Below are 19,048 nucleotides of genomic sequence, written 5' to 3' on the forward strand. Positions count from 1 at the left end.
AGTCGCGGGGATGACCCAGCCCGGCTTCAGACCGGAAACAGGAAGGCCGTAGCGGGATCGAAGAAAATCTGCCGTCCCGAAGCGGCATCGGTGCCGCCCGGTTCGGCTGTATCCGAAGTTGGCCTGATGTCGATCTCGTCGCCCGACCCCGTGCGCGCCACGACGCGCCGGCGATCGCCGAAGAAGGCGGTGTCGACGATCTCGACGGCAAGCGATGCATTCCCCTCCATGGGGGTCAGGCGGAACGCTTCCGGCCGCACCATCAGCCTGGCCTTTTGGCCGCGGCCGAGCGCCTGTGTGGCTTTCACGCCCTTGACGATCGAGCCATCGGCCAGCCGCACCAAGGCAACGCCGTTCTCTGTTTCGAGGTGCTCCGCCGGCAGGAAGTTGGAATTGCCGATGAAGCCGGCGACGAACTCGCTCGCGGGTCTGAGATAAAGATCCTCGCCGGTGCCGATCTGCTCGATGCGGCCTTCCTTGAACAAGGCGATGCGGTCGGAAAGATGCAGCGCCTCCTCCTGGTCGTGCGTGACATAGAGGATGGTGACGCCGGTCTCGCGGTGGATGCGGCGGATCTCGGCCTGGATTTCCTGGCGGAGTTTCTTGTCCAGAGCCGACAGCGGCTCGTCCATCAACAGGATCGGGGGATCGTAGGCGAGCGCGCGGGCAAGCGCCACGCGCTGCTGCTGGCCGCCGGACAGCGCGCCGGGATAGCGGTCGGCAAATTTTTCCAGGCGCACCAGCGCCAGCATATCGGCGACCTTGCGCTTCACTTCGGCATCCGGCCGGCGGCGCACCCGCAGCGGAAAGGCTACGTTCTCGGCGACGCTCAGATGCGGGAACAGCGTGTAGCGCTGGAACACCATGCCGATGTTGCGCTTGTGCGACGGCACCGAAAGCAGCGACTTGTCTTCCAAAAGCACGTCGCCCGCCGTCGGATCCTGGAAACCGGCGATCGCATAGAGCGTCGTCGACTTGCCGGAGCCTGACGGCCCGAGAAAGGTCAGGAATTCGCCCTTCGGCACATCGATGGTGACGTCGTGGACGGCGACGAAGGCGCCGAACGCCTTTCTCACCGCGCGGATGGACAGGAATGGCCGGGTCATCTGGACAGTCTTCTGCGAAGGAGTGCGGTGACGATCATCAGGGCGAGAGTGAGGCCGACGAGCAGGCTGGAGGCGGCGGCGACGACCGGGCTCAGATCGGCACGCAGGCTGCCCCAGATCTTCACCGGCAAGGTCTGCAGGGTCGGGCTCGCCATGAAGATCGCCACCACCACCTCGTCCCATGAGGCGAGGAAGGAAAAGATCGCCGCCGAGAAGATGCCGATGCGGATCGAGGGCAGGGTGATCCTGAGCCTTGCCTGCAGCGGACTGGCGCCGCACACGATCGCCGCGTCCTCGATGGATTTGTCGAAACCTTCGAGCGCGGTGGCGATCGGAATGATGGCGAAGGGCAGCGCCAGGATCGTGTGGGCGATGACGAAACCGATCGTCGTGCCGGCGAGCCCGATGCGCAGGAAAAAGGCGTAGATGGCGATGGCGAAAACCACCACCGGCAGCACCATCGGCGTCAGCAGCAGGCCGCGCAGGAACTGCCGGCCGCGAAATTCGCCCCTGACTAGGCTGAACGAGGCGAGCAGGCCGATCAGAACCGCGAGGATGGCGGCCATCGCGGCGATCTTCGCGCTGGTCAAAGCGGCGTCGACCCAGGCCGGGTCGGCAAGCAGTTCCTGATACCATTTCAGCGTCCAGCCTGGTGGCGGAAACGCCAGCCAGCGCGACGAGCCGAACGACAACAGGACGATGAAGACCACCGGTAACAGAAGGAAAGCCGCGATGAGCGCAGTGAAGCCGGCGAGCGCCGCACGCAGCCATCCGAGCCGGTCGTAGTCGAGCAGCATCTTAGAGCCCTCCGGCGAGGCGCCTGGCGCCGACCATGCGCAATTGGATCGCGTAGAGCACCATGGTGACGGCGAGCAGCACGAAGGCCGCAGCACTTCCGAGCCCCCAGTTGAGCAGCGACTGCACCGTCTGGGCGATCATTTCGGCGAGCATCATGTTCGATGTGCCGCCGAGCAGCGCGGGCGTCACGAAATAGCCGAGCGACATGACGAAGACCATCAGCCCGCCGGCGGCGATGCCGGGCAGCGACAGCGGTAGCAGGATGCGGCGGAATGCCTGCGACGGGCTAGCGCCGCAAAGGGCGGCGGCGCGCAGCGTCATCGGATCGATGGCGCGCAGCGTGCCGACCAGCGGCAGGATCATGAAGGGCAGCATGATGTAGACCATGCCGATGGTGACGCCGGTCAAATTGTTGATGAGCGGCAGCGGCTCCTGGATGACGCCGAGCCCCATCAGCGCCCGGTTGATCACACCGGTGCGCTGCAAAAGCACCATCCAGGCATAGGTGCGGGTGAGGAGATTGGTCCACATCGACAGGATGATGATGCCGAAGACGACCGAACCGAGCGCCGGCGGCATGATCGCCAGCATCCAGGCGACCGGAAACGCGACGAGGATGGTCACGACGGTGACGACGGCCGCGACCAGGAAGGTGTTGAGAAACACCCGCACATAAGTGCCGCTGCCGAACAGCGCGGCATAGTTCTGCAGGCCGGGCTCGGGATCGGTGACGCTGCGCAGCAAGAGCGCGACCACCGGCACGACAAAGAACAGGCCGACCAGCACCAGGGCCGGCAGGGCGCCGCCGCTGCCGGCCGGCAGGCCGGCAATCGAGCCGCGGCTGAGGGAGTGTGCTTGCATCGAGCGGTTCCCGTCGTCCCGAAGGGGGCGCGGCTTGCCGCGCCCCCGGCTTGCTGTGGCGCTACTTGGTCTGCCAGGCGTACCAGCGCGTGGCGATCTCGTCGCGGTGCTCGGCCCAGTAGTTCATGTCGAGATTGATCTGACCCTCGACATGCGCGTCGGGCAGCCCTTTCACCACGTCGGCGGGCATTTCCGCCTTGGCCTTGGTGTTGATCGGCGCGTAGCCGCTTGCCTCGGCGAATTTCGCCTGGCCGGCCGGGCTGGTCGCGGCGGCGAGGAACTTCATCGCGCTGTCCTTGTTCTTGGCGCCCTTCGGCACGACGAGAACGTCAGCGGCGGTGAGGTTCTGGTTCCAGGAGACGCCGACATCGGCGCCGTCCTTCTCGAGCGCGAAGACACGGCCGTTCCAGAGCTGCCCGAAGGCAGCCTCGCCCGAAGCGATGAGCTGCTGCGACTCCGCGCCGCCGCCCCACCAGACGATGTCCGACTTGATCGTGTCGAGCTTCTTGAAAGCGCGCTCGAGATCGAGCGGATAGAGCTTGTCCGCCGGCACGCCGTCGGCGAGCAGCGCGATCTCGATCACGCCCGGCGCCGACCATTTGTAGAAGGTCCGTTTGCCGGGAAACTTCTTGGTGTCGAACATGTCGGCCCAGCTTGTCGGCTCACCCGAAACGGCGCCCTTGTTCCAGGCCAGCACGAAGGAATAGTAGAAGCTGCCGACGGCGTGCTCGTTGCTGAAGCGCGGGTCGAGATCGGCCTTCGGCACGGCGGCGAAGTCGATCGGCTCGAGCAGCCCGTCCTTGGCGGCCTTGATGGCGAAATCCATTTCCACGTCGACCACGTCCCAGGTCACGTTCTTGGCGTCGACCATGGCCTTCAGCTTGCCGTAGTCGGTCGGGCCGTCCTGCAGCACCTTGATGCCGGAGCTCGCCGCGAATGGCTCGGCCCAGGACTTGGTCTGCGCTTCCTGCGTGGTGCCGCCCCAGCTGGTGAATACCATTTCGTCGGCCTTGGCGGCGGTTGCCGATAGCAGTCCGGCGAGCACGCCGGCTAAGATCAGTCTCATGTCATTCTCCTCTGATTTCTCTGTTCCGTTTCTTGTTCTTGTCGCTGCACCCTCGGCATGCGTTCTCAGCGCATGACGAAGGGATCGGGAATCGGCTCGTCCGAGGTCTTGATCCAGACCGATTTCGAGCGCGTGTAGTCGCGGATGGCGTCGAGCCCGCCTTCGCGGCCAAGACCCGACAACCCGTAGCCGCCGAAGGGAACGAGCGGCGACACGGCGCGATAGGTGTTGACCCAGACGACGCCGGCACGGATGTCGCGCGCCATGCGGTGCGCCTTGCCGAGATTCGAGGTGAAGACGCCGGAGGCGAGACCGAAGGGCGTGTCGTTGGCTAGAGCCAATGCCTCGGCCTCGGTGTCGAAGGCGAGCACGCTCAACACCGGCCCGAACAATTCCTCGCGTACGCAGGGCAGGTTGCTATCACCGGCATCGATGATCGTCGGCGCATAGTAGAAGCCGGCGCCGGCGTCGGGGCGCCTGCCGCCGGTGACCAGCGTGCCCCCGGCGGCGAGGCTTTCGGCGACGATGGTCTCGATCCGGTCGCGCTGGCGCAGGGTCGCGAGCGGCCCCATCTCGGTGGCCGGATCCTGAGGATCGCCGATGCGGATCGCTTCGGCCTTGCGCTTCAACCAACCAAGGAATTCTTGTCTTACGGTACGCTCGATCAGCAGGCGCGAACCGGCGACGCAGCTCTGTCCGGTCGCCGCAAAGATGCCGGCGACGACCGCATTGGCGGCGCTGTCGAGGTCGGCGTCGGCGAAGACGACGACCGGGCTCTTGCCGCCGAGCTCGAGCGTCGTGTGCGCGAGGTTTTCCGCCGTGTTCCTGACGATGGCGCGCGCCGTGGCCGGGCCGCCGGTGAAAGCGACGCGCGAGACCAGCGGATGACTGGTCAGGCGCCGTCCGCACTCCTGGCCGAAGCCCGTGAGGATATTGACGGCGCCGGCCGGAAAGCCAGCTTCGCTGACCAACTCGGCGAAGGCGAGCAACGGTGCCGGGCCGTCCTCTGAGGCCTTGAGCACCACCGTGCAGCCCGCGGCAAGCGCCGGGCCGAGCTTGACCGCCGAGAGGAAGAGCTGCGAGTTCCACGGCACCACCGCGGCGACCACGCCGATCGGCTCGCGGCGGATGGTGACGTCGAGATCGGCCTTGTCGATCGGCACATGCGCGCCTTCGTGCTTGTCGGCAAGTCCGCCATAGTAGCGGTAATAGTCGCCGACATAGGCGATCTGGGCGCGCGTCTCGCGGATGATCTTGCCGGTGTCGCGCGTCTCCAGCTCGGCCAGGCGGCCCGCATTGGCGGCCACGAGGTCGCCGAGCCTGACCAGCAGCTTGCCTCGCGCGGTTGCTGTCATCGATGCCCAAGGGCCGGTGCGCAGCGCACGATGCGCGGCCTCGACGGCGCGGTCGACATCGGCTTCGCTTGCAGCCGGCATCTTCGCCCATGGCGCACCGGTCGACGGATCGACGCTGTCGAAGCTGGCCGACGGCTCGTCGAAGCGGCCGTCGATGAAGTTCCTGAATGCGGCGTCGGTCATGGCCTTGCCCGTTCGTTCGCGATCAGATGAAGGCCGGCATCACCCGGTCGATGAACAATTGCAGCGATTTCTTCTTGCGCTCGTGCGAAAGGCCGCTGTCGATCCAGATCGAGTACTGGTCGAAGCCTAGCGTCTCATAGGCTTTCAGCCGCGCGACCACCTCGTGCGCCTCGCCGATCACCAGGTTCTGGCGCATCTTGTCCGGCGCGTATTGCGGCATGGCCGCGATCTCTTCGGCGCTCAGCGGTTCCAAAATGCCCTGGTGCACCGGCTTCTTGTTCTGGAACCAGGCGCCGAACTGGCAGTAGAAGTTCGACAGATCCTGGCTCAGCCGATCGGCATCGGCGGCGTCCTCGGCGACGAACGTGTGCATCAAGAGCATGATTTCCGGACGCGGGATTTCAGGATGCGCGGCGCAGGCGTCGTTAAACCGCTGCATCAGGCTTGCAACCTCATCGTCGCCGGACGCCAGTGGCGTCACTTGGACCTTGCATCCGTTGGCGACAGCGAAGTCGTGCGAGTTCGGATCGCGCGCCGCCACCCAGATCGGCGGGTAGGGTTTTTGCAGCGGCTTGGGAGAGGAGGTGGTTGGCGGGAACTGCCAGAATTCGCCGCAGTGCTCGTAGTCGCCGTCCCAGAGACCCCGGATCGCCGGAATGATCTCGCGCATGCGCTGCCCGGCGCCCCAGGCATCGAGCCCGGGGAAGACCCGCTGATATTCGTAGCTGTAGGCGCCCCGGGCGATGCCGATGTCGAGCCGGCCGCCGGCAATCACGTCGGTCATCGCCGCCTCGCCGGCAAGCTTGATCGGGTGCCAGAAGGGCGCGATGATGGTTCCGGTGCCGAGGCGGATGCGGCTGGTCTTGGCCGCCAGATAGGCGATGTTGATGAACGGATTGGGCGAGATGGTGAACTCCATCCCGTGATGCTCGCCGATCCAGGCGGTCTCGAAGCCCGCCTCTTCCGCCAGTAGGACCAGCTCACCCAGCTCGCGCAACAACTCCGAATGCGGCTTGACGAGATCCGAGCGTTCCATATGCACGAAAAGCGAGAACTTCATCCCTGGTCACCTGTATTGAGGACGACGGTCCTGGCGAGCGGCCTTACCTCGCCTTCGACCTCGTTGCCGACATAGACGCCGAATGCGTCTTCAGTGCATTCGCGCACATAGCGGGTGAGCATCGAGCGGATGGCCGGATCGGCGATCTTCAAGCCGTCGATCGCGTCGATGTCGATCAGCCGGATGCCGCGATCGCTGGAAGCCGGCACGTCGAAGGTACCGCGATAGTAAACATGGGTGCGCGAGGGATTGCCCGCGTCGTCCCATACGGCGAAGAGGAAGCCGAGCTGGGCCTCGATGGCCTTTGCGGCCAGAAGCCCGTTGAGGCTCTTGCCGTCGCTTGCCGAGCCCAGCCCCCGGCCGCGCGGCAGTTCGAGGAAGCCGTCTGGCGTTTCGAGGAACAGGATACGGCCGCCGTTTTCGAGGATGGCGCCGACATCGGTGCCGGGCTGGGCGGCGGCCAGCGCCTCCTGACTGAGCCCGGGCGTGATGTAGGCGCCGCGGCAATAGCCGAGAGGCTGCGAGGTATTGTGCTGGAAGTCGCGGACGCGGCCGATCAGGATCGAATGGTCGCCCGCCTCGACCAACCGCTCCATATCGCAGTCGAAGGTTGCGACCGAGCCGTCGAGAACCGGACTGCCGGTCTTCCCCGGGCGCCAGTCGACCGACGCGAATTTATCCGCTGCCTTCGAGGCGAAGATGCCGGAGGCCGCTTTCTGGGTCTCGTTCAAAATGTTGATGGCGAAGCTCTTCGATGTCGCGAACACCGGATGACCGAGCGCCTTGTGGGCGATGCAGACCAGCACCAGCGGCGGATCAAGCGACACCGATGTGAACGAGTTGGCGGTGAACCCGCGCGGCTCGCCTTCCGCGCCGATCGTGGTGACGATGGTGACGCCTGTTAGGAAGGAGCCGAGCGCACGCCGGAACTCGCCGCTGTCGAAGCTGGCGTCCGCTGCTGCTCCTTGCTCCAGGCTTTCACCTTCGTTCAGGAACTCGGCGATGCATCGTGAGGTGAGATCCGGTGCCGCCGCCGCCATCATGTGCCTTTGGCCGGCGAGAACGGTGCAGCGGCCATGCGGCGCGAGCCTGGCCATGGCGGCCGACATTGCCGGCGAGGAGTTCTTGTCCTCGGAGCCGGTGATGAACAGCGCCGGCATGGCCAGGGTCTGCAGGCGCTCGGCGTGGTCGCCGTCGGCACGGGCGAACAGGCGATAGGTGCGGGCGTAGCCTTCGGGATCGACCTCGCTCAACGCTGCCGCCGCCTTCCCGGCCGCCGCCGTGAGCTCGGCCGGAACCGGATCGCCGAACCAGCGGGCGATGGTCTGGGCGACCCCCGCCGCATCGCCGTGGCCGGTGAGCGCCGCCGCGCGCTCGAGCACGGCTTGGGCCAGATCAGGCGGACGACGGAACACGGCATTGAGCGACACGACACGGCGGATGCGCTCCGGCGCTAGCAGCGCGAGTTCCTGCGCGACCAAAGCCCCCATCGAGTGACCGACGACGGACACCTTGTCGAGGCCGAGATGATCGAGCAGCCGGATCGCCTGCGCGGCATAGTCGGCGAGTTCCGGCTCCTGCGGCGGCAGCGGCGAGCGGCCGTGGCCAAGCATGTCGATGGCGATCAGGTCGAAGCGGTCAGCCATCCGCTGGATCTGCGGCTGCCAGATCGTCGCGTTCATGCCGACGCCGTGGATGAACAGCACCGGCGCGCCCGATCCGGCGCGGATAAAGCCGGTTCCGTCGGGCGCGGCTGCCCGGGTCCATCCAGGTGCGACGGCGTCAGCCATGCAGGTCGCCCACTTCCTTGAGGTCCTGATAGCGGTCGCCGATGCGATGGTGAGGACGGCCGCCGATCGAAGCACCGAGCGCCACGACCAACTCGTCCGGCGCCGGTGCGTCGCCGATCTGGAAATGCACGGTCAGATAGTGCGAGCGGCGGCCCTCGTCATTCTTGTCCATCAGCGGAATCATGATCGGTGTGTTCGGCCCACCACGCAGATTGGTGAAGGCGAGATAGGTCTTGGCGGCGACGGCGCGGCGATAGTGATTGCCGAAATGCAGTGTGTGGATCAGCGCCGAGGCATGCTCGATCTCGCCCGACGTGCCGCAGATCGCGGCCTTGCCGTAGCCCTCGATCGCCTCGGCCGAGCCGGCGGCGGCAACGATCTCGCGGGTCAGGGTTTCTCCAAGCACCGGCGCAAAGGCGCGGATCTCGGGCGAAAGATCCTCGATGAAGCCGCGACCCGCCCAGGGGTTCGTCAGCACGGCGGCGACGCCGATCAGGCGCAGCGGCTTGGATGCTGCCTTGCCGCCTTCGATCAGCGTGTTCTCGCTGTAAGTGACGATCTTGCGAATGGCCGGCTGCATGGAAACCTCTGTCAGGTGGCGCTCGAGAAAACGCCAACTTCTCTGTCGTCTTATGGTATACCATAATATGGAGCACCAAATACCTTGTCAACCGGCCATGGAATCTGTTTTCGTGGCGGCCAAGGGAGCAGAGACATGCAGGACGACACGCTTCGCATCGATCGCAGCGCCAAAACCTTGAGAACATTGGCCCTTGAGCGCATGCGCGAGGCCATAATGGATTTTCATTTCCAGCCCGGCGAAAGGCTGGTCGAGCGGCCGCTTTGCGACCAGCTCGGCGTCAGCCGATCGGTTGTGCGCGAGGTCCTGCGGCAGCTGGAGGCTGAAGGCCTTGTGCAGATGATCCCCGGGCATGGTCCGGCTGTGGCCAAACCGGATATCGGCCGCACCGACGAGATCTATGAGCTCAGGGCTTTGCTCGAGGGCATCGCGGCGCGCGCCTGCGCGCAATCGGCCACCAATGGCCAACTGGCCGTACTGGAGCACGCCCTCGGCGAGCTCTTCGAGGCCTGGGCCTCGGGCAAGCCGCCGGCGGTGATGCGCGCGACGACGAAGTTCTACGAAGCGCTTTTCGAGGCTGCGGACAAGCGTGTCGCCTGGGAGATCGTCAGCGGGTTGAATGTGCGCATCAACCAGCTGCGTTCGATGACGATCGCCTCGGCAAACCGTCGCGAGCCGGCGATCGCCGAGATGAACGCGATTATGGAGGCGATCCGGGCGCGTAAGCCGCAGGAGGCGGAAGCCGCGGCACGGCGCCACGTCGAATCCGCCTGGAAGATCGCCCGGGACAAAATCCGCCTTGACCCTCTCTAAAGCGTGTCGCGCTGGAACGGATTCAGGCGACGCGCTTTCGCCCAAATCCCGCCATGCCGAATTCGGTTTATCCTATTGGGGACCACCTACGAGAAGACGGTCAGGCGAGCTCCGCCACAGCTCCTATCCGACGGTAAATGAAGGGTTCGCCCGCCGCATTGTCTGCCGCGGGGCGCTGCGTTTCATCGGTGAGCATGCCCACCCGGGCATGGATCGGCGATTTGATGCAGACCGGATCCGTTGCAGCGGCATCGCCGGCAATCGCCATCGCTTGACATCTGCAGCCGCCCCAATCGATCTCGCGCCGCTCGCAGCTTCGGCACGGCTCCAGCATCCATTCGGTACCGCGAAAGGCATTGAATGCCGGTGAATCGGTCCAGATCTCAGACAGCGAGCGCTCTCCGAAACGCTCGAAGCGGAGCGCAGGAATGGTCTGCGCGGCATGGCATGGCAGCACCGTGCCGTCGGGCGTCACCATGAAGGCGTCGCGCGCCCAGCCGCCCATGCACGGCTTGGGATAGACGGCGAAATAGTCCGGCGGGACGAAATCGATGTTGATGACGCCGGCAAGCCGTGCTTGCGCCGCCGCGACGATCTCCACCTGCCGTTCGACGGCGGCGCGTTCGGGCATCAGGGTATTGCGATTGGCCAGCGCCCAGCCGGCATACTGCACATTGGCGATCTCGAGCCGCTCGGCGTCCAGCGAAAGAGCCAGGTCGATGAATTCCGGCACTTCCTCGATGTTGTGGCGATGGATCGGCGCATTGATGGTGAGCGGCAGCCCGGCCGCGCGGGCGCGGCGTGCCGTCTCCAGCTTCTTTTCGTGGCTGCCGCTGTGGTTGCCGATACGGTCGGTCGTCGCCGGGCGGGCGCCCTGGAAGCTCAGCTGCAGGTGGTCGAGCCCGGCTTCGGCAAAGACCTCGATGCGGCCCTCGGCAATGTTGATGCCGGCGGTGATGAGATTGCTGTAGACGCCGCGCGTCGAAAGCCCGGCGATCAATTGCTCGAGATCGCGGCGCAGCGTCGGCTCGCCGCCCGACAGATGCACCTGCAGAACGCCGAGATCGGCGGCCTGCGAGAAAAGATCGAGCCAGGTCTGGGTGTCGAGCTCACGATCGGCCTTGAGCAATTCGAGCGGATTGGAGCAATAAGGGCACTGCAGCGGGCAGCGATGCGTCAGTTCCGCCAGCATGCCGATCGGAGGCAGAAGCGGCTCGCTCATAGCTTCACCAGCAGCTTGTCCGACCATTCCTGCAGGAAGGCGATGACATCGGCCGCTACGGCCTCCTGTTCAGCATCGTAATCGGCCGCAAGACCAGCGATGATGTAGCCGACCGCGGACCGCCCGTCGCAGCGGCGCAATATGTCGAGACTGATATCGTTCGGCCAGAATACCTTTTCCGGCGAAAGCACGGCGAAGGCCTGCCGCACGGGGTCGTACTGAATACGCACGTGCCTCGGCAGCGATGGCATTGATTGCAAGGAGACGATGGCTCTCTCGCGCAGCGCCATCATCGGGTTGCCTCCGGCTGGAAGGCGCCCGGAGGGACGTTTCCCGGCGCGCCATAGGCATGTTGAAGTGCATCGAGCATCGCCCACAATATATCGCATTTGAACACCAGCGCATCGATCGCCCGCTGCTGGCGCTCGGCCGTGTCGGCGTGGCTCAGCACATAGGCGAGGGCGAAGTCGGCGTCGCGCGACGCCTGTTCCGGCCGCCGGCTGAAATAGGCCAGCGTGTCGTCGGTGATGTAGTCGTATTTGGCCAGCATCGCCGGCACTCTCTCGCCGATGATGATCGGCGAGAACATCTCGGTCAGCGACGATGCCACCGCCTCGAGCAGCGTGCGGTTCGTGCAGAAGGAAAGGTAGGCGCCGACGGCGAAGCGGGTCGCCGGCAGCGCCAGCCTTTCGCTCTTGACGGCTTCGGCATCGAGCCCGAGCGAGGTCGCCAGATGCAGCCAGCGCGCGATGCCGCCGCTCCAGCCGTCCTCGCCGTCGTGATCCTCGATGCGTTTGCGCCAGGCGGCGCGAAACGCCGGATCCTCGGCATGCGCCAGGATCATGGCGTCCTTGCGCGGAATGACGGCCTGGTAGCAGTAGCGGTTCAATGCCCAGGCCTGCATTTCGGCCTTCGTCAGCACGCCACTGGTCATCCTGTGATGAAAGGGATGGCGGTTGTGATAACGCTCGGCGCCGACCTGCCGCAGCACGGCCTCGAGCTCGCTCTTGGACAGACCATGTCGCGCCGCGTCGTGGAAGTCGCTCAAAGTTCGATCTCCATTCCGTCGCTCCCGATTTCCCAGCCAGCCGCTCTGACCGCCGCGTGTTCGGCGGAACTCTCGTCGAGAACAGGATTGGTATTGTTGATGTGGATGAAGACGCGGCGGCCGGTCCTCACATCGGCCAAGGCGGCGATCGAACCCGCTTCTCCAGACATTGCGATGTGCCCCATGCGCGCACCGGTCTTCTGGCCGACGCCGGCGATGATCATCTCGTCGTCTGTATAGACAGTGCCGTCGAACAGAAGGCAGGCGGCGTCCGCCAGACGCGTGCGCAGGGCGGCATCGATGCCCGCGCAGCCGGGAATGTAAAAGAAAGCAGCGCGACTTCCAGCCCCGCTGATACGCACGCCGATCGTGGCGCCCGTGTCGGAGCTGAAATCGGCGCTTGGATCGCCTCTTTGCTCGAGATAGAGCGCGATCTTGCCGGGCACGGGAAAGGCGTCGACGACCACGCCGGTCTGCTGGCCGTCCGCGTTGCAGATCGCCACTTGCTCCGTTGGCGCCAGAAGGCGGCGCGGCACGATCGCCGGATCGAGAACGTTGAAGATCGAATTCGCCGCCAGCGTCGCCAGCACCTGTGCCGTTGCATAGATTGCGAAGGGCTGCCGCTCCCGCAGGCTGAGCAGGCCGGCGACATGGTCGACGTCGCCATTCGTCAGCACGACCGCGCGGATGGGCGTCGAGCGCAGCGGCGCATCGGCCGCGGGCTGCAGTTCGGGCGTTTGCGCAATCTGCCGGCCAATGTCGGGCGACGCGTTGAACAGAACCCAGCCTGTCCCGTCAGCCGATACGGCAATGGACGACTGGGTCCGCGAATGCACGCCAGCCATGCCGCTCCGAGCCGAGCGGCTCAGGCGATAGTTGCAGTTCCATTGCGGAAAGCCGCCTCCCGCCGCCGATCCTATGATCTTCACGCGCATAGCGATGCCTGCTCTGCGGCCCATTTGACCGGCGCCAAATTCTCGGTGGCAAACGGCTTCGCGCCCGCGCTTCCCGCGGCAGCCCCCGTCTCGACGACCTCAAGCGGCAAGGGGATGCATGCCCCCACAGCCAGGGACACGCAGCTCTGCGGCCTACTTCCTGGGAGGCGTTTCAGCAGGCAGATACCGCGAAATCTCGAAGCCCGCGGCAACCTGGCACATCGTCGGTTTCTTCCAGCTCTTCTTCTTCATTGCATTCTCCTCTTTAGCCAGCCCGAAGGGACCGGCCCTCATTGGCGCCATTGCGGGCAATGCAATGGCTCATCCATCACCTCACAAACGGACAAATGAAACGCTGGGTTCTCAAACGGCCAAAACCCAGGAACAAAACACAACTGCCTAGCTCAGGGATGAGTTCCTTAGCTTCGTGTCTCTCCCGTTCGATCAAGCTCACCCCGGCGACCAGTTGCGGCACCTTGCGCTGCATGCAGGGCCCAGTCCGGATCGGTGTTCGCGGCCGTGGCGCCGGCGTGGGGCATGAGCATGACAGCCGCAACCAGGCTGCGAACCAGGCGCATCCGTTCCATCAACCGTTTCCTCCCGCGCCTTGTTTGCGGGTTATCAGTCCGCGCGAAGGGTCATAAGCGATGATGGCCCCCCCGAGAAACAGCAGCGTGCAGCCGGCGACGACGCCCAGCGACACCCAATCGATCTGCCCGTAGAAGGCGAAGCGGATCAACTCGACGGCATAGGTAAAGGGGTTGGCGAGGCAGAGCTTGTAAAGCAGCGGGCTCGCTTCCTGGATGCGCCACAAAGGATAGAGCGCCGGCGACGCGAAATAGCCGGGAAAGATCACGAAGTTCATGATCCCGGCAAAATTCTCGAGCTGCTTGATCATCGAGGACAGGAGCATGCCGAGCGCGCAAAGCATCATCCCCGACAGGAACAGGGCCGGCAGCACGAATAGGTAACCGAGCGGCGGCGCCTTGACGCCCCAGAACCAGGCAACGATCAGAAAGGCATAAACCTGCGCGATCGACACGGAGACGCCGGCGAGCATCTTCGACACCAGCAGATACCAGCGGGGAAATGGGCTGACCAGCAGGATGCGCATATTGCCCATCTCACGGTCGTAGACCATCGACAGCGAAGACTGCATGCCCGAGAACAGCAGGATCATGCCGCACAAGCCCGGCGTGATGTAGACCTCGTAGAGCACGTAGGTCTTGTAGGGCGGGATGATCGAGACACCGAGCACCTGCCGGAACCCGGCGGCAAAAATGAACAGCCAGACGAGCGGTCGCACCAGCGACGAGATGAAGCGCTCGCGCTGGTGCAGGAAGCGCAGCCCTTCCCGCACGACGACGCCTTTGAGGCAGATGAGGTAGTGACGAAAGCCGAACGCGTCGGACTTCACCGGGGTGACGGCGGCGACCTTTTCCGGCATTGCGGGAGTGCTCATGGCGAGATCTCCGCCTGGCCGGCTGCTTCGCCGCGGCTGAGTTTGGAAAAGGCGTCGCGGATCGACGCGGCACCACTCGCTTTGACCACTTCGGCCACTTTGCCCTTGGCGACCAGGTCACCTTGCCGCAGCACGACGACATGGTCGCCATCTTCAACCTCGTCGATCAGGTGGGTGGCCCAAAGCACGCCGATGCCCTCGGTTTCGACCAGCTTGCGGATCGTGGCAAGAATGCCCGCGCGCGACTGGATGTCGAGACCCACCGTCGCCTCGTCGAGCAGCAGCAGGGACGGGCGATGGAGCAGCGCCCGGGCGATCTCGATGCGCCGCATCTGGCCGCCGGAAAGGCTGCGAGCCTTGTCATGCTGACGGCCTTGCATGTCGACCGTCTCGATCAGCGCTGCAATGCGCTGCCGGGCTTCGTGCCGCCCGATGCCGTGCAGCGAGGCGTGATAGGAGAGGTTCTGGTATACGCTCAGGTCGAGGTCGAGCGTGCGTGACTGGAACACGATGCCGACCCGCCTGAGTGCCTCGCCGGACGCACGGCTGACGTCATGGCCGAAGATGCGGATCGATCCCTGGCGCGTGTCGTAGAGATGGCTGATCAGCGAGAACAGGGTCGTCTTGCCGGCGCCGTTGAGACCGAGAAGGGCGGTGAAAGTCGCCGGCGCGATCGAGAACGAGACGTCGTTGAGCGCCCGCTTCGGGCCATAGGAATGGCTGACGCCGGCGACATCGAGTGCCGCCGCTCCGATCCCCGTTTTCGCCGTCCTCGCATGCTGCATGGATGCTCCTTCAGGATGCTATCTAGCGCGCTCGACGTCTTTGGCCCCGGCTTCAGGCCTTAATCTTTCGGCTGCTTTTCTATTTGGGCGATATGACCACGCCCCACGGCTGCTGACCCACGGTGACCGACTGAACCGGCTCCTCGGTCGCCGTATCGATGAAAGTGATGTCGTTGGAATTGCCGTTCGTTGTGATCAGTGTCTTCTGATCGGGGGTGAAGTCCAGATGCCAGACGCGCTGTCCGACGAGAATGTAGTTTTCCACCTCGTAGGTTTCGGTGTTGATCACTGCGACATGGTTCGCCGGGCCGAGCGCGATATAGGCCTTCTTCCCGTTGGCGCTGATGGCGATGCCGACCGGCTGGATGGTTTCGGCTCGCAGTCCGGGAATCGCGAACTTGATCCTCTTCACGACCTGGCGCTTGGCGTTGTCGATGACGCTGACGGTGCCGCCGATCTCGGCACTGACCCAGACCTGCGAGCCGTCGAGCTTGAACGCGGCGAAGCGCGGGCGCGTGTCGACCAGCACGTTGTCGGTTACCTCGTGGCTCTCGGTGTCGATGAAATGCGCCATGCTGGTGGTCTCCGAGGTGTTGACCATGGTCTTGCCGTCGGGGCTGACGGCCATGCCTTCGGGTTCCACGCCGACCGGGATCTCGGACTTGACTTGCTTGCTGTCGAGGTCGATCGCGGTGACCAGATTGTCGTTTTCGTTGGCGACGTAGAGCGTCTTGCCGTCGGGCGAAAGCACGAACAATTCGGGATCGTCGCCGGAGGGCAGCGTGCCGACGACCTGCAGCGTCGTGGTATCGATGATTTGGATCGTATTGTCGTCGCTGGCGCACAAATAGATGAACTTGCCGTCGTGCGAGATGGTGATGCCGCGCGGTCTCTGGCCGACGTCGACGGTCTTGACCACCTGCATGGTCGCCGTATCGACGACGGTCATCGTATTGTCCTTCTCGTTTGAGACATAGGCCGTGTAGGCCGATGCCGGGCCGGCCATGACGCCGGTTGCGAGAATGGCGAGTACGCAAGCTCGGCTCTGCACGAATTCCTCCCGATCGGCGCTACCTGAGAACGCATTTCGTTTCCGGCTGATCGATGCCGAGGGTGTCGAGTTCGGAGACTTGGTGGAGATAGCCCTCCTGGGGAGATGTCGAGACGACCGATTTGGCATCGCCAAGCAGGATCGGCTGGCGAAGCTGGAGGTTCCATTTGCGGAAGGTCAGCTTCTGTCCCTTGAACGCGGCGACCGAGAAGTCGTCCGAGCGGATGTAATCGCTGATCTTTTTCGGATCGTCACCATTGGTGCGCGTGGTGGCTTCGCCGACGGCCCGCACGGCCGTCCAGGCCGACATGTCCTTGGACAGCATTCGCCGGCCTGCCGTCTTCAGGAAGCGATTTTGCATTTGAATGCCGCCCCACTGTTCACTCGCGGGATGCCATGACGACGCCACAAGACCGGCCGTGCCTGCGACGAGCCGCGGCATCCAGCTGCGGTAGGGCACGTAGGTCCCGAACACCTCGCTTTCATCGGCCACAAGCAGCACGTCATGCTCCGGCAGGTCTTGCGTGAATACCGAAATCTGTTGCTGTATCTGCGTCGCCCCGGTGTCAGTGCGGCGCGCCGTCCCGGTATCCTTGAATTCTTTCTCCGCGACGATCTGTCCGCCGAAGCGGGCTGCCGCGCGGCGCAACGCGTCGGCATAGAGGCGGTCCTCATCATGCGAGCCGTAGAGCAGCACCCAGTTCGGCCATTTCTTCACCATCAGATACTGCGCCAGAGCGTCGGCGAGCATGCTTCGCGTCGGCGCGATGTGGAAGACGTTTATGCGGCAGTCCTCCTCGCGCAGTCTGTCGTCGGTGGCGCCCACGTTGAAGATCAGCACGCCCTTGTCGCGGGCGATGTCGGCGATCGACAGTAGCTGCTTGGCCGAGAGGTCCGCGAGGACATAGCGTTCGCCTTTGGCAATCAACGCGTTGAATGCCTGAACCGCGTCGGCTTCCGGTTTTATCTCGGTGACATCGAGGCTGAATTTCTGCTTGATGAACTTGCCCGTGGTGTTGTTGTCGCCAATGGCGACATTGGCGCCGGCGACACCTTCGTCACGCGGCGGGGCGTCCAGCAGGGAAAGCGTCAGGCGCGGCGCGTAGGCCCGTAAATAGCCTATCTTGATTTCGGTTATCTTCTCGTCCGGCTTGATCGCTCCGGCCGGCTGCACGGTCGGTTGCTGGGCGAACGCACGTGGAGCAGCAGCGGTCAGGGCCAGAAAGCACAAAAGGGTCGCCAAGGTGCCCGACACCGCGCTTGTCATCGACGAATTACCGTTCTTGCGCCTAAGTCCGATCGTTTGCCGGACCAGCGCGAAGTCAAGGTGCCCCAAGGCGAACTTAGAGAACCGGCGGGATTTATCAACCTCGTGAGCAGGACGTCTCCGGCTCTGCTTGCGACGGATCGCGGTCCTCAGGGCAGCTGGCCGCGCGAAGGTCCGAAGCGGCCCGGACGTATCTCAGGGAAGAGGACGCGGGCTGCTTCGACTGAACCATTTGTCTTTCGTCGCCCCCCGCACCGGCACCGGTTCACGCAGGGTTGCGCTCGGGAACCATGGCGCTGCTGAAGCAAACTTGGTGATTTGACGCCCTCAGCTTGATCTTGCGGCGAGGCCTGTCCTCTGATTCCCTGATCTTGGCGGGACCATCTGATTCGTTTGCTAGTTGCTCTGGCGCAGCCACTGCGTCCCGTAGAGAGATCACAATGACTGCCAAGCCGGAAATCCTGGAGATGAGACCTAAGATCACCGTTGTCGGGGTCGGCGGCGCTGGCGGAAACGCCGTCAATAACATGATCGCTGAAGGCCTGCAGGGGGTCGAGTTCGTGGTCGCCAATACCGACGCCCAGGCGCTCACCATGTCGAAGTCGCCGCGGCTGATCCAGTTGGGTGCGCATGTGACCGAGGGCTTGGGCGCCGGATCTCTCCCCCACGTCGGCAGCGCGGCCGCCGAGGAATCCATCGACGAGATCATGGATCATCTTGCGGGAACGCACATGTGTTTCATCACGGCGGGCATGGGCGGCGGCACCGGGACTGGCGCCGCGCCCGTCATTGCGCGTGCGGCGCGCGATGCCGGCATTTTGACGGTGGCTGTCGTTACCAAGCCTTTCACGTTCGAGGGCAAGCGCAGGTCCCAGGCCGCCGAAGAGGGCATAGAACGCCTTCGCGAAAGCGCCGACACCGTGATCGTCATCCCCAACCAGAACCTTTTCAGGGTCGCCGACGCCAGGACGACGTTTGCCGATGCCTTCGCTATGGCGGACCGTGTTCTCTACGCCGGTGTCGGCTGCATCACGGATCTCATCGTGAAGGAAGGTCTGATCAATCTCGATTTTGCCGACGTGAAGTCGGTGATGCGGGACATGGGCCGGGCGATGATGGGAACCGGTGAAGCCTCGGGGGAGGGCCGCGCAAGGACGGCGGCCGAGGCAGCAATCGCCAACCCGCTGCTCGATGAGGCTTCCATGACGGGCGCCAGAGGCCTGCTGGTATCGATCTGCGGCGGCACGGACATGACGCTCTTCGAGGTCGACGAAGCCGCGACACGGATACGGGAAGAGGTCGACGCCGACGCCGACATTATCGTCGGCGCCATCTTCGACCAGGCGTTGGCCGGAAAGTTTCGGGTGTCGGTCGTCGCAACGGGTCTGCGGAAGAGCGAAGACATGCCGCAGCTTCAGCAGAGGATCGCCTGAAGCCGGCCTTCCTGGTTGGCGAGATCCCGCCGGCGAATCTCTACTCGTCGCTATGACTTGACTTGGTTGGCTTTCGGTGGCCTGCCCAGGCCCCTACGGCCGGGATGGTGGCGAGCGGATCCTAGCTAGGGTTTTCAGTCGAGCGAAGCTGGAGCAGATCAGCTGGCCATTCTTTAATAACGGGCCATTCTCTCGGCGATGAGGCCCGGGCGGGCTGCGATTTTTGCTCCGGC

Annotated in this window: 18 protein-coding genes; 2 read left to right on the forward strand and 16 right to left on the reverse strand. The window is 64.4% G+C overall.

Annotation, left to right across the window (positions count from 1 at the left end; translation table 11 throughout):
• Positions 1-26: 26 nt before the first annotated feature.
• The 8 genes from P9230_RS09435 to P9230_RS09470 form a co-directional block, all read right to left on the reverse strand.
• Positions 27-1,106, reverse strand: coding sequence for an ABC transporter ATP-binding protein (locus tag P9230_RS09435; RefSeq protein WP_127248474.1), 1,080 nt, complete (start codon positions 1,104-1,106; stop codon positions 27-29).
• The gene (locus P9230_RS09440) at positions 1,103-1,903 is read right to left on the reverse strand and encodes an ABC transporter permease (RefSeq protein WP_067328485.1); all 801 of its coding nucleotides are present in this window, start codon (positions 1,901-1,903) and stop codon (positions 1,103-1,105) included. Before P9230_RS09440 ends, P9230_RS09435 begins: the two co-directional genes overlap by 4 nt.
• Position 1,904: 1 nt before the next feature.
• Positions 1,905-2,765 (reverse strand): ABC transporter permease, encoded by an 861-nt coding sequence (locus P9230_RS09445; protein WP_278118603.1) that lies wholly within the window; start codon positions 2,763-2,765, stop codon positions 1,905-1,907.
• A 61-nt stretch (positions 2,766-2,826) separates the two neighbouring features.
• Positions 2,827-3,831, reverse strand: a complete 1,005-nt coding sequence (locus P9230_RS09450) for an ABC transporter substrate-binding protein (RefSeq protein WP_278118605.1) — start codon at positions 3,829-3,831, stop codon at positions 2,827-2,829.
• Positions 3,832-3,896: 65 nt separating this feature from the next.
• Positions 3,897-5,369, reverse strand: a complete 1,473-nt coding sequence (locus P9230_RS09455) for an aldehyde dehydrogenase (protein WP_278118607.1) — start codon at positions 5,367-5,369, stop codon at positions 3,897-3,899.
• Positions 5,370-5,391: 22 nt separating this feature from the next.
• Positions 5,392-6,429, reverse strand: a complete 1,038-nt coding sequence (locus P9230_RS09460) for an LLM class flavin-dependent oxidoreductase (protein WP_095826031.1) — start codon at positions 6,427-6,429, stop codon at positions 5,392-5,394.
• Complete coding sequence (locus P9230_RS09465) at positions 6,426-8,219, reverse strand: alpha/beta fold hydrolase (protein WP_095826030.1); 1,794 nt, start codon at positions 8,217-8,219, stop codon at positions 6,426-6,428. Before P9230_RS09465 ends, P9230_RS09460 begins: the two co-directional genes overlap by 4 nt.
• Positions 8,212-8,799 carry an amino acid synthesis family protein gene (locus P9230_RS09470; protein ID WP_067328500.1) on the reverse strand — a complete coding sequence of 196 codons (588 nt, stop codon included), beginning with the start codon at positions 8,797-8,799 and terminating at the stop codon, positions 8,212-8,214. Before P9230_RS09470 ends, P9230_RS09465 begins: the two co-directional genes overlap by 8 nt.
• A gap of 135 nt (positions 8,800-8,934) precedes the next feature.
• Here P9230_RS09470 and P9230_RS09475 point away from each other — a divergent pair, with 135 nt between their 5' ends.
• A complete protein-coding gene (locus P9230_RS09475; RefSeq protein ID WP_278118610.1) occupies positions 8,935-9,612 on the forward strand; it encodes a GntR family transcriptional regulator in 678 nt (225 codons plus the stop codon).
• Positions 9,613-9,712: 100 nt separating this feature from the next.
• On the opposite strand, the gene pqqE is transcribed toward P9230_RS09475, so the two are convergent.
• The 8 genes from pqqE to P9230_RS09515 form a co-directional block, all read right to left on the reverse strand.
• On the reverse strand, positions 9,713-10,834 hold the full coding sequence (gene pqqE, locus P9230_RS09480) for a pyrroloquinoline quinone biosynthesis protein PqqE (RefSeq protein ID WP_278055578.1): 1,122 nt from the start codon (positions 10,832-10,834) through the stop codon (positions 9,713-9,715).
• Positions 10,831-11,127 carry a pyrroloquinoline quinone biosynthesis peptide chaperone PqqD gene (pqqD, locus tag P9230_RS09485; RefSeq protein ID WP_127213794.1) on the reverse strand — a complete coding sequence of 99 codons (297 nt, stop codon included), beginning with the start codon at positions 11,125-11,127 and terminating at the stop codon, positions 10,831-10,833. Before pqqD ends, pqqE begins: the two co-directional genes overlap by 4 nt.
• Positions 11,124-11,882, reverse strand: coding sequence for a pyrroloquinoline-quinone synthase PqqC (gene pqqC / locus P9230_RS09490; RefSeq protein WP_095826027.1), 759 nt, complete (start codon positions 11,880-11,882; stop codon positions 11,124-11,126). Before pqqC ends, pqqD begins: the two co-directional genes overlap by 4 nt.
• Positions 11,879-12,817 (reverse strand): pyrroloquinoline quinone biosynthesis protein PqqB, encoded by a 939-nt coding sequence (gene pqqB / locus P9230_RS09495; RefSeq protein WP_095826076.1) that lies wholly within the window; start codon positions 12,815-12,817, stop codon positions 11,879-11,881. The genes pqqC and pqqB overlap by 4 nt, the downstream gene beginning before the upstream one ends.
• A 586-nt stretch (positions 12,818-13,403) precedes the next feature.
• Entirely contained in the window at positions 13,404-14,264 is an 861-nt protein-coding gene (locus P9230_RS09500) for an ABC transporter permease (RefSeq protein ID WP_164750343.1), read from the reverse strand.
• 11 nt (positions 14,265-14,275) lie between these two features.
• Positions 14,276-15,064, reverse strand: coding sequence for an ATP-binding cassette domain-containing protein (locus tag P9230_RS09505; protein WP_278113162.1), 789 nt, complete (start codon positions 15,062-15,064; stop codon positions 14,276-14,278).
• A gap of 79 nt (positions 15,065-15,143) precedes the next feature.
• Complete coding sequence (locus P9230_RS09510) at positions 15,144-16,115, reverse strand: YVTN family beta-propeller repeat protein (protein WP_278118613.1); 972 nt, start codon at positions 16,113-16,115, stop codon at positions 15,144-15,146.
• A 19-nt stretch (positions 16,116-16,134) separates the two neighbouring features.
• The gene (locus tag P9230_RS09515) at positions 16,135-17,382 is read right to left on the reverse strand and encodes an ABC transporter substrate-binding protein (protein ID WP_278118615.1); all 1,248 of its coding nucleotides are present in this window, start codon (positions 17,380-17,382) and stop codon (positions 16,135-16,137) included.
• Positions 17,383-17,822: 440 nt separating this feature from the next.
• Here P9230_RS09515 and ftsZ point away from each other — a divergent pair, with 440 nt between their 5' ends.
• On the forward strand, positions 17,823-18,815 hold the full coding sequence (gene ftsZ, locus P9230_RS09520) for a cell division protein FtsZ (protein ID WP_067328519.1): 993 nt from the start codon (positions 17,823-17,825) through the stop codon (positions 18,813-18,815).
• Positions 18,816-19,048 lie beyond the last annotated feature (233 nt).

The organism is Mesorhizobium sp. WSM4887 (assembly GCF_029625865.1).
In the GTDB taxonomy this organism is placed as follows: domain Bacteria; phylum Pseudomonadota; class Alphaproteobacteria; order Rhizobiales; family Rhizobiaceae; genus Mesorhizobium.

Coding starts and splice junctions, on each gene's coding strand:
- P9230_RS09450 (WP_278118605.1), bottom strand. CDS start 3,831: ATGAGACTGATCTTAGCCGGCGTGCTCGCCGGACTGCTATCGGCAACC.
- P9230_RS09460 (WP_095826031.1), bottom strand. CDS start 6,429: ATGAAGTTCTCGCTTTTCGTGCATATGGAACGCTCGGATCTCGTCAAG.
- P9230_RS09470 (WP_067328500.1), bottom strand. CDS start 8,799: ATGCAGCCGGCCATTCGCAAGATCGTCACTTACAGCGAGAACACGCTG.
- pqqB (WP_095826076.1), bottom strand. CDS start 12,817: ATGCGCGTGAAGATCATAGGATCGGCGGCGGGAGGCGGCTTTCCGCAA.
- P9230_RS09465 (WP_095826030.1), bottom strand. CDS start 8,219: ATGGCTGACGCCGTCGCACCTGGATGGACCCGGGCAGCCGCGCCCGAC.
- P9230_RS09500 (WP_164750343.1), bottom strand. CDS start 14,264: ATGCCGGAAAAGGTCGCCGCCGTCACCCCGGTGAAGTCCGACGCGTTC.
- P9230_RS09505 (WP_278113162.1), bottom strand. CDS start 15,064: ATGCAGCATGCGAGGACGGCGAAAACGGGGATCGGAGCGGCGGCACTC.
- P9230_RS09445 (WP_278118603.1), bottom strand. CDS start 2,765: ATGCAAGCACACTCCCTCAGCCGCGGCTCGATTGCCGGCCTGCCGGCC.
- pqqE (WP_278055578.1), bottom strand. CDS start 10,834: ATGAGCGAGCCGCTTCTGCCTCCGATCGGCATGCTGGCGGAACTGACG.
- P9230_RS09435 (WP_127248474.1), bottom strand. CDS start 1,106: ATGACCCGGCCATTCCTGTCCATCCGCGCGGTGAGAAAGGCGTTCGGC.
- ftsZ (WP_067328519.1), top strand. CDS start 17,823: ATGACTGCCAAGCCGGAAATCCTGGAGATGAGACCTAAGATCACCGTT.
- P9230_RS09475 (WP_278118610.1), top strand. CDS start 8,935: ATGCAGGACGACACGCTTCGCATCGATCGCAGCGCCAAAACCTTGAGA.
- P9230_RS09455 (WP_278118607.1), bottom strand. CDS start 5,369: ATGACCGACGCCGCATTCAGGAACTTCATCGACGGCCGCTTCGACGAG.
- pqqD (WP_127213794.1), bottom strand. CDS start 11,127: ATGATGGCGCTGCGCGAGAGAGCCATCGTCTCCTTGCAATCAATGCCA.
- P9230_RS09440 (WP_067328485.1), bottom strand. CDS start 1,903: ATGCTGCTCGACTACGACCGGCTCGGATGGCTGCGTGCGGCGCTCGCC.
- P9230_RS09515 (WP_278118615.1), bottom strand. CDS start 17,382: ATGACAAGCGCGGTGTCGGGCACCTTGGCGACCCTTTTGTGCTTTCTG.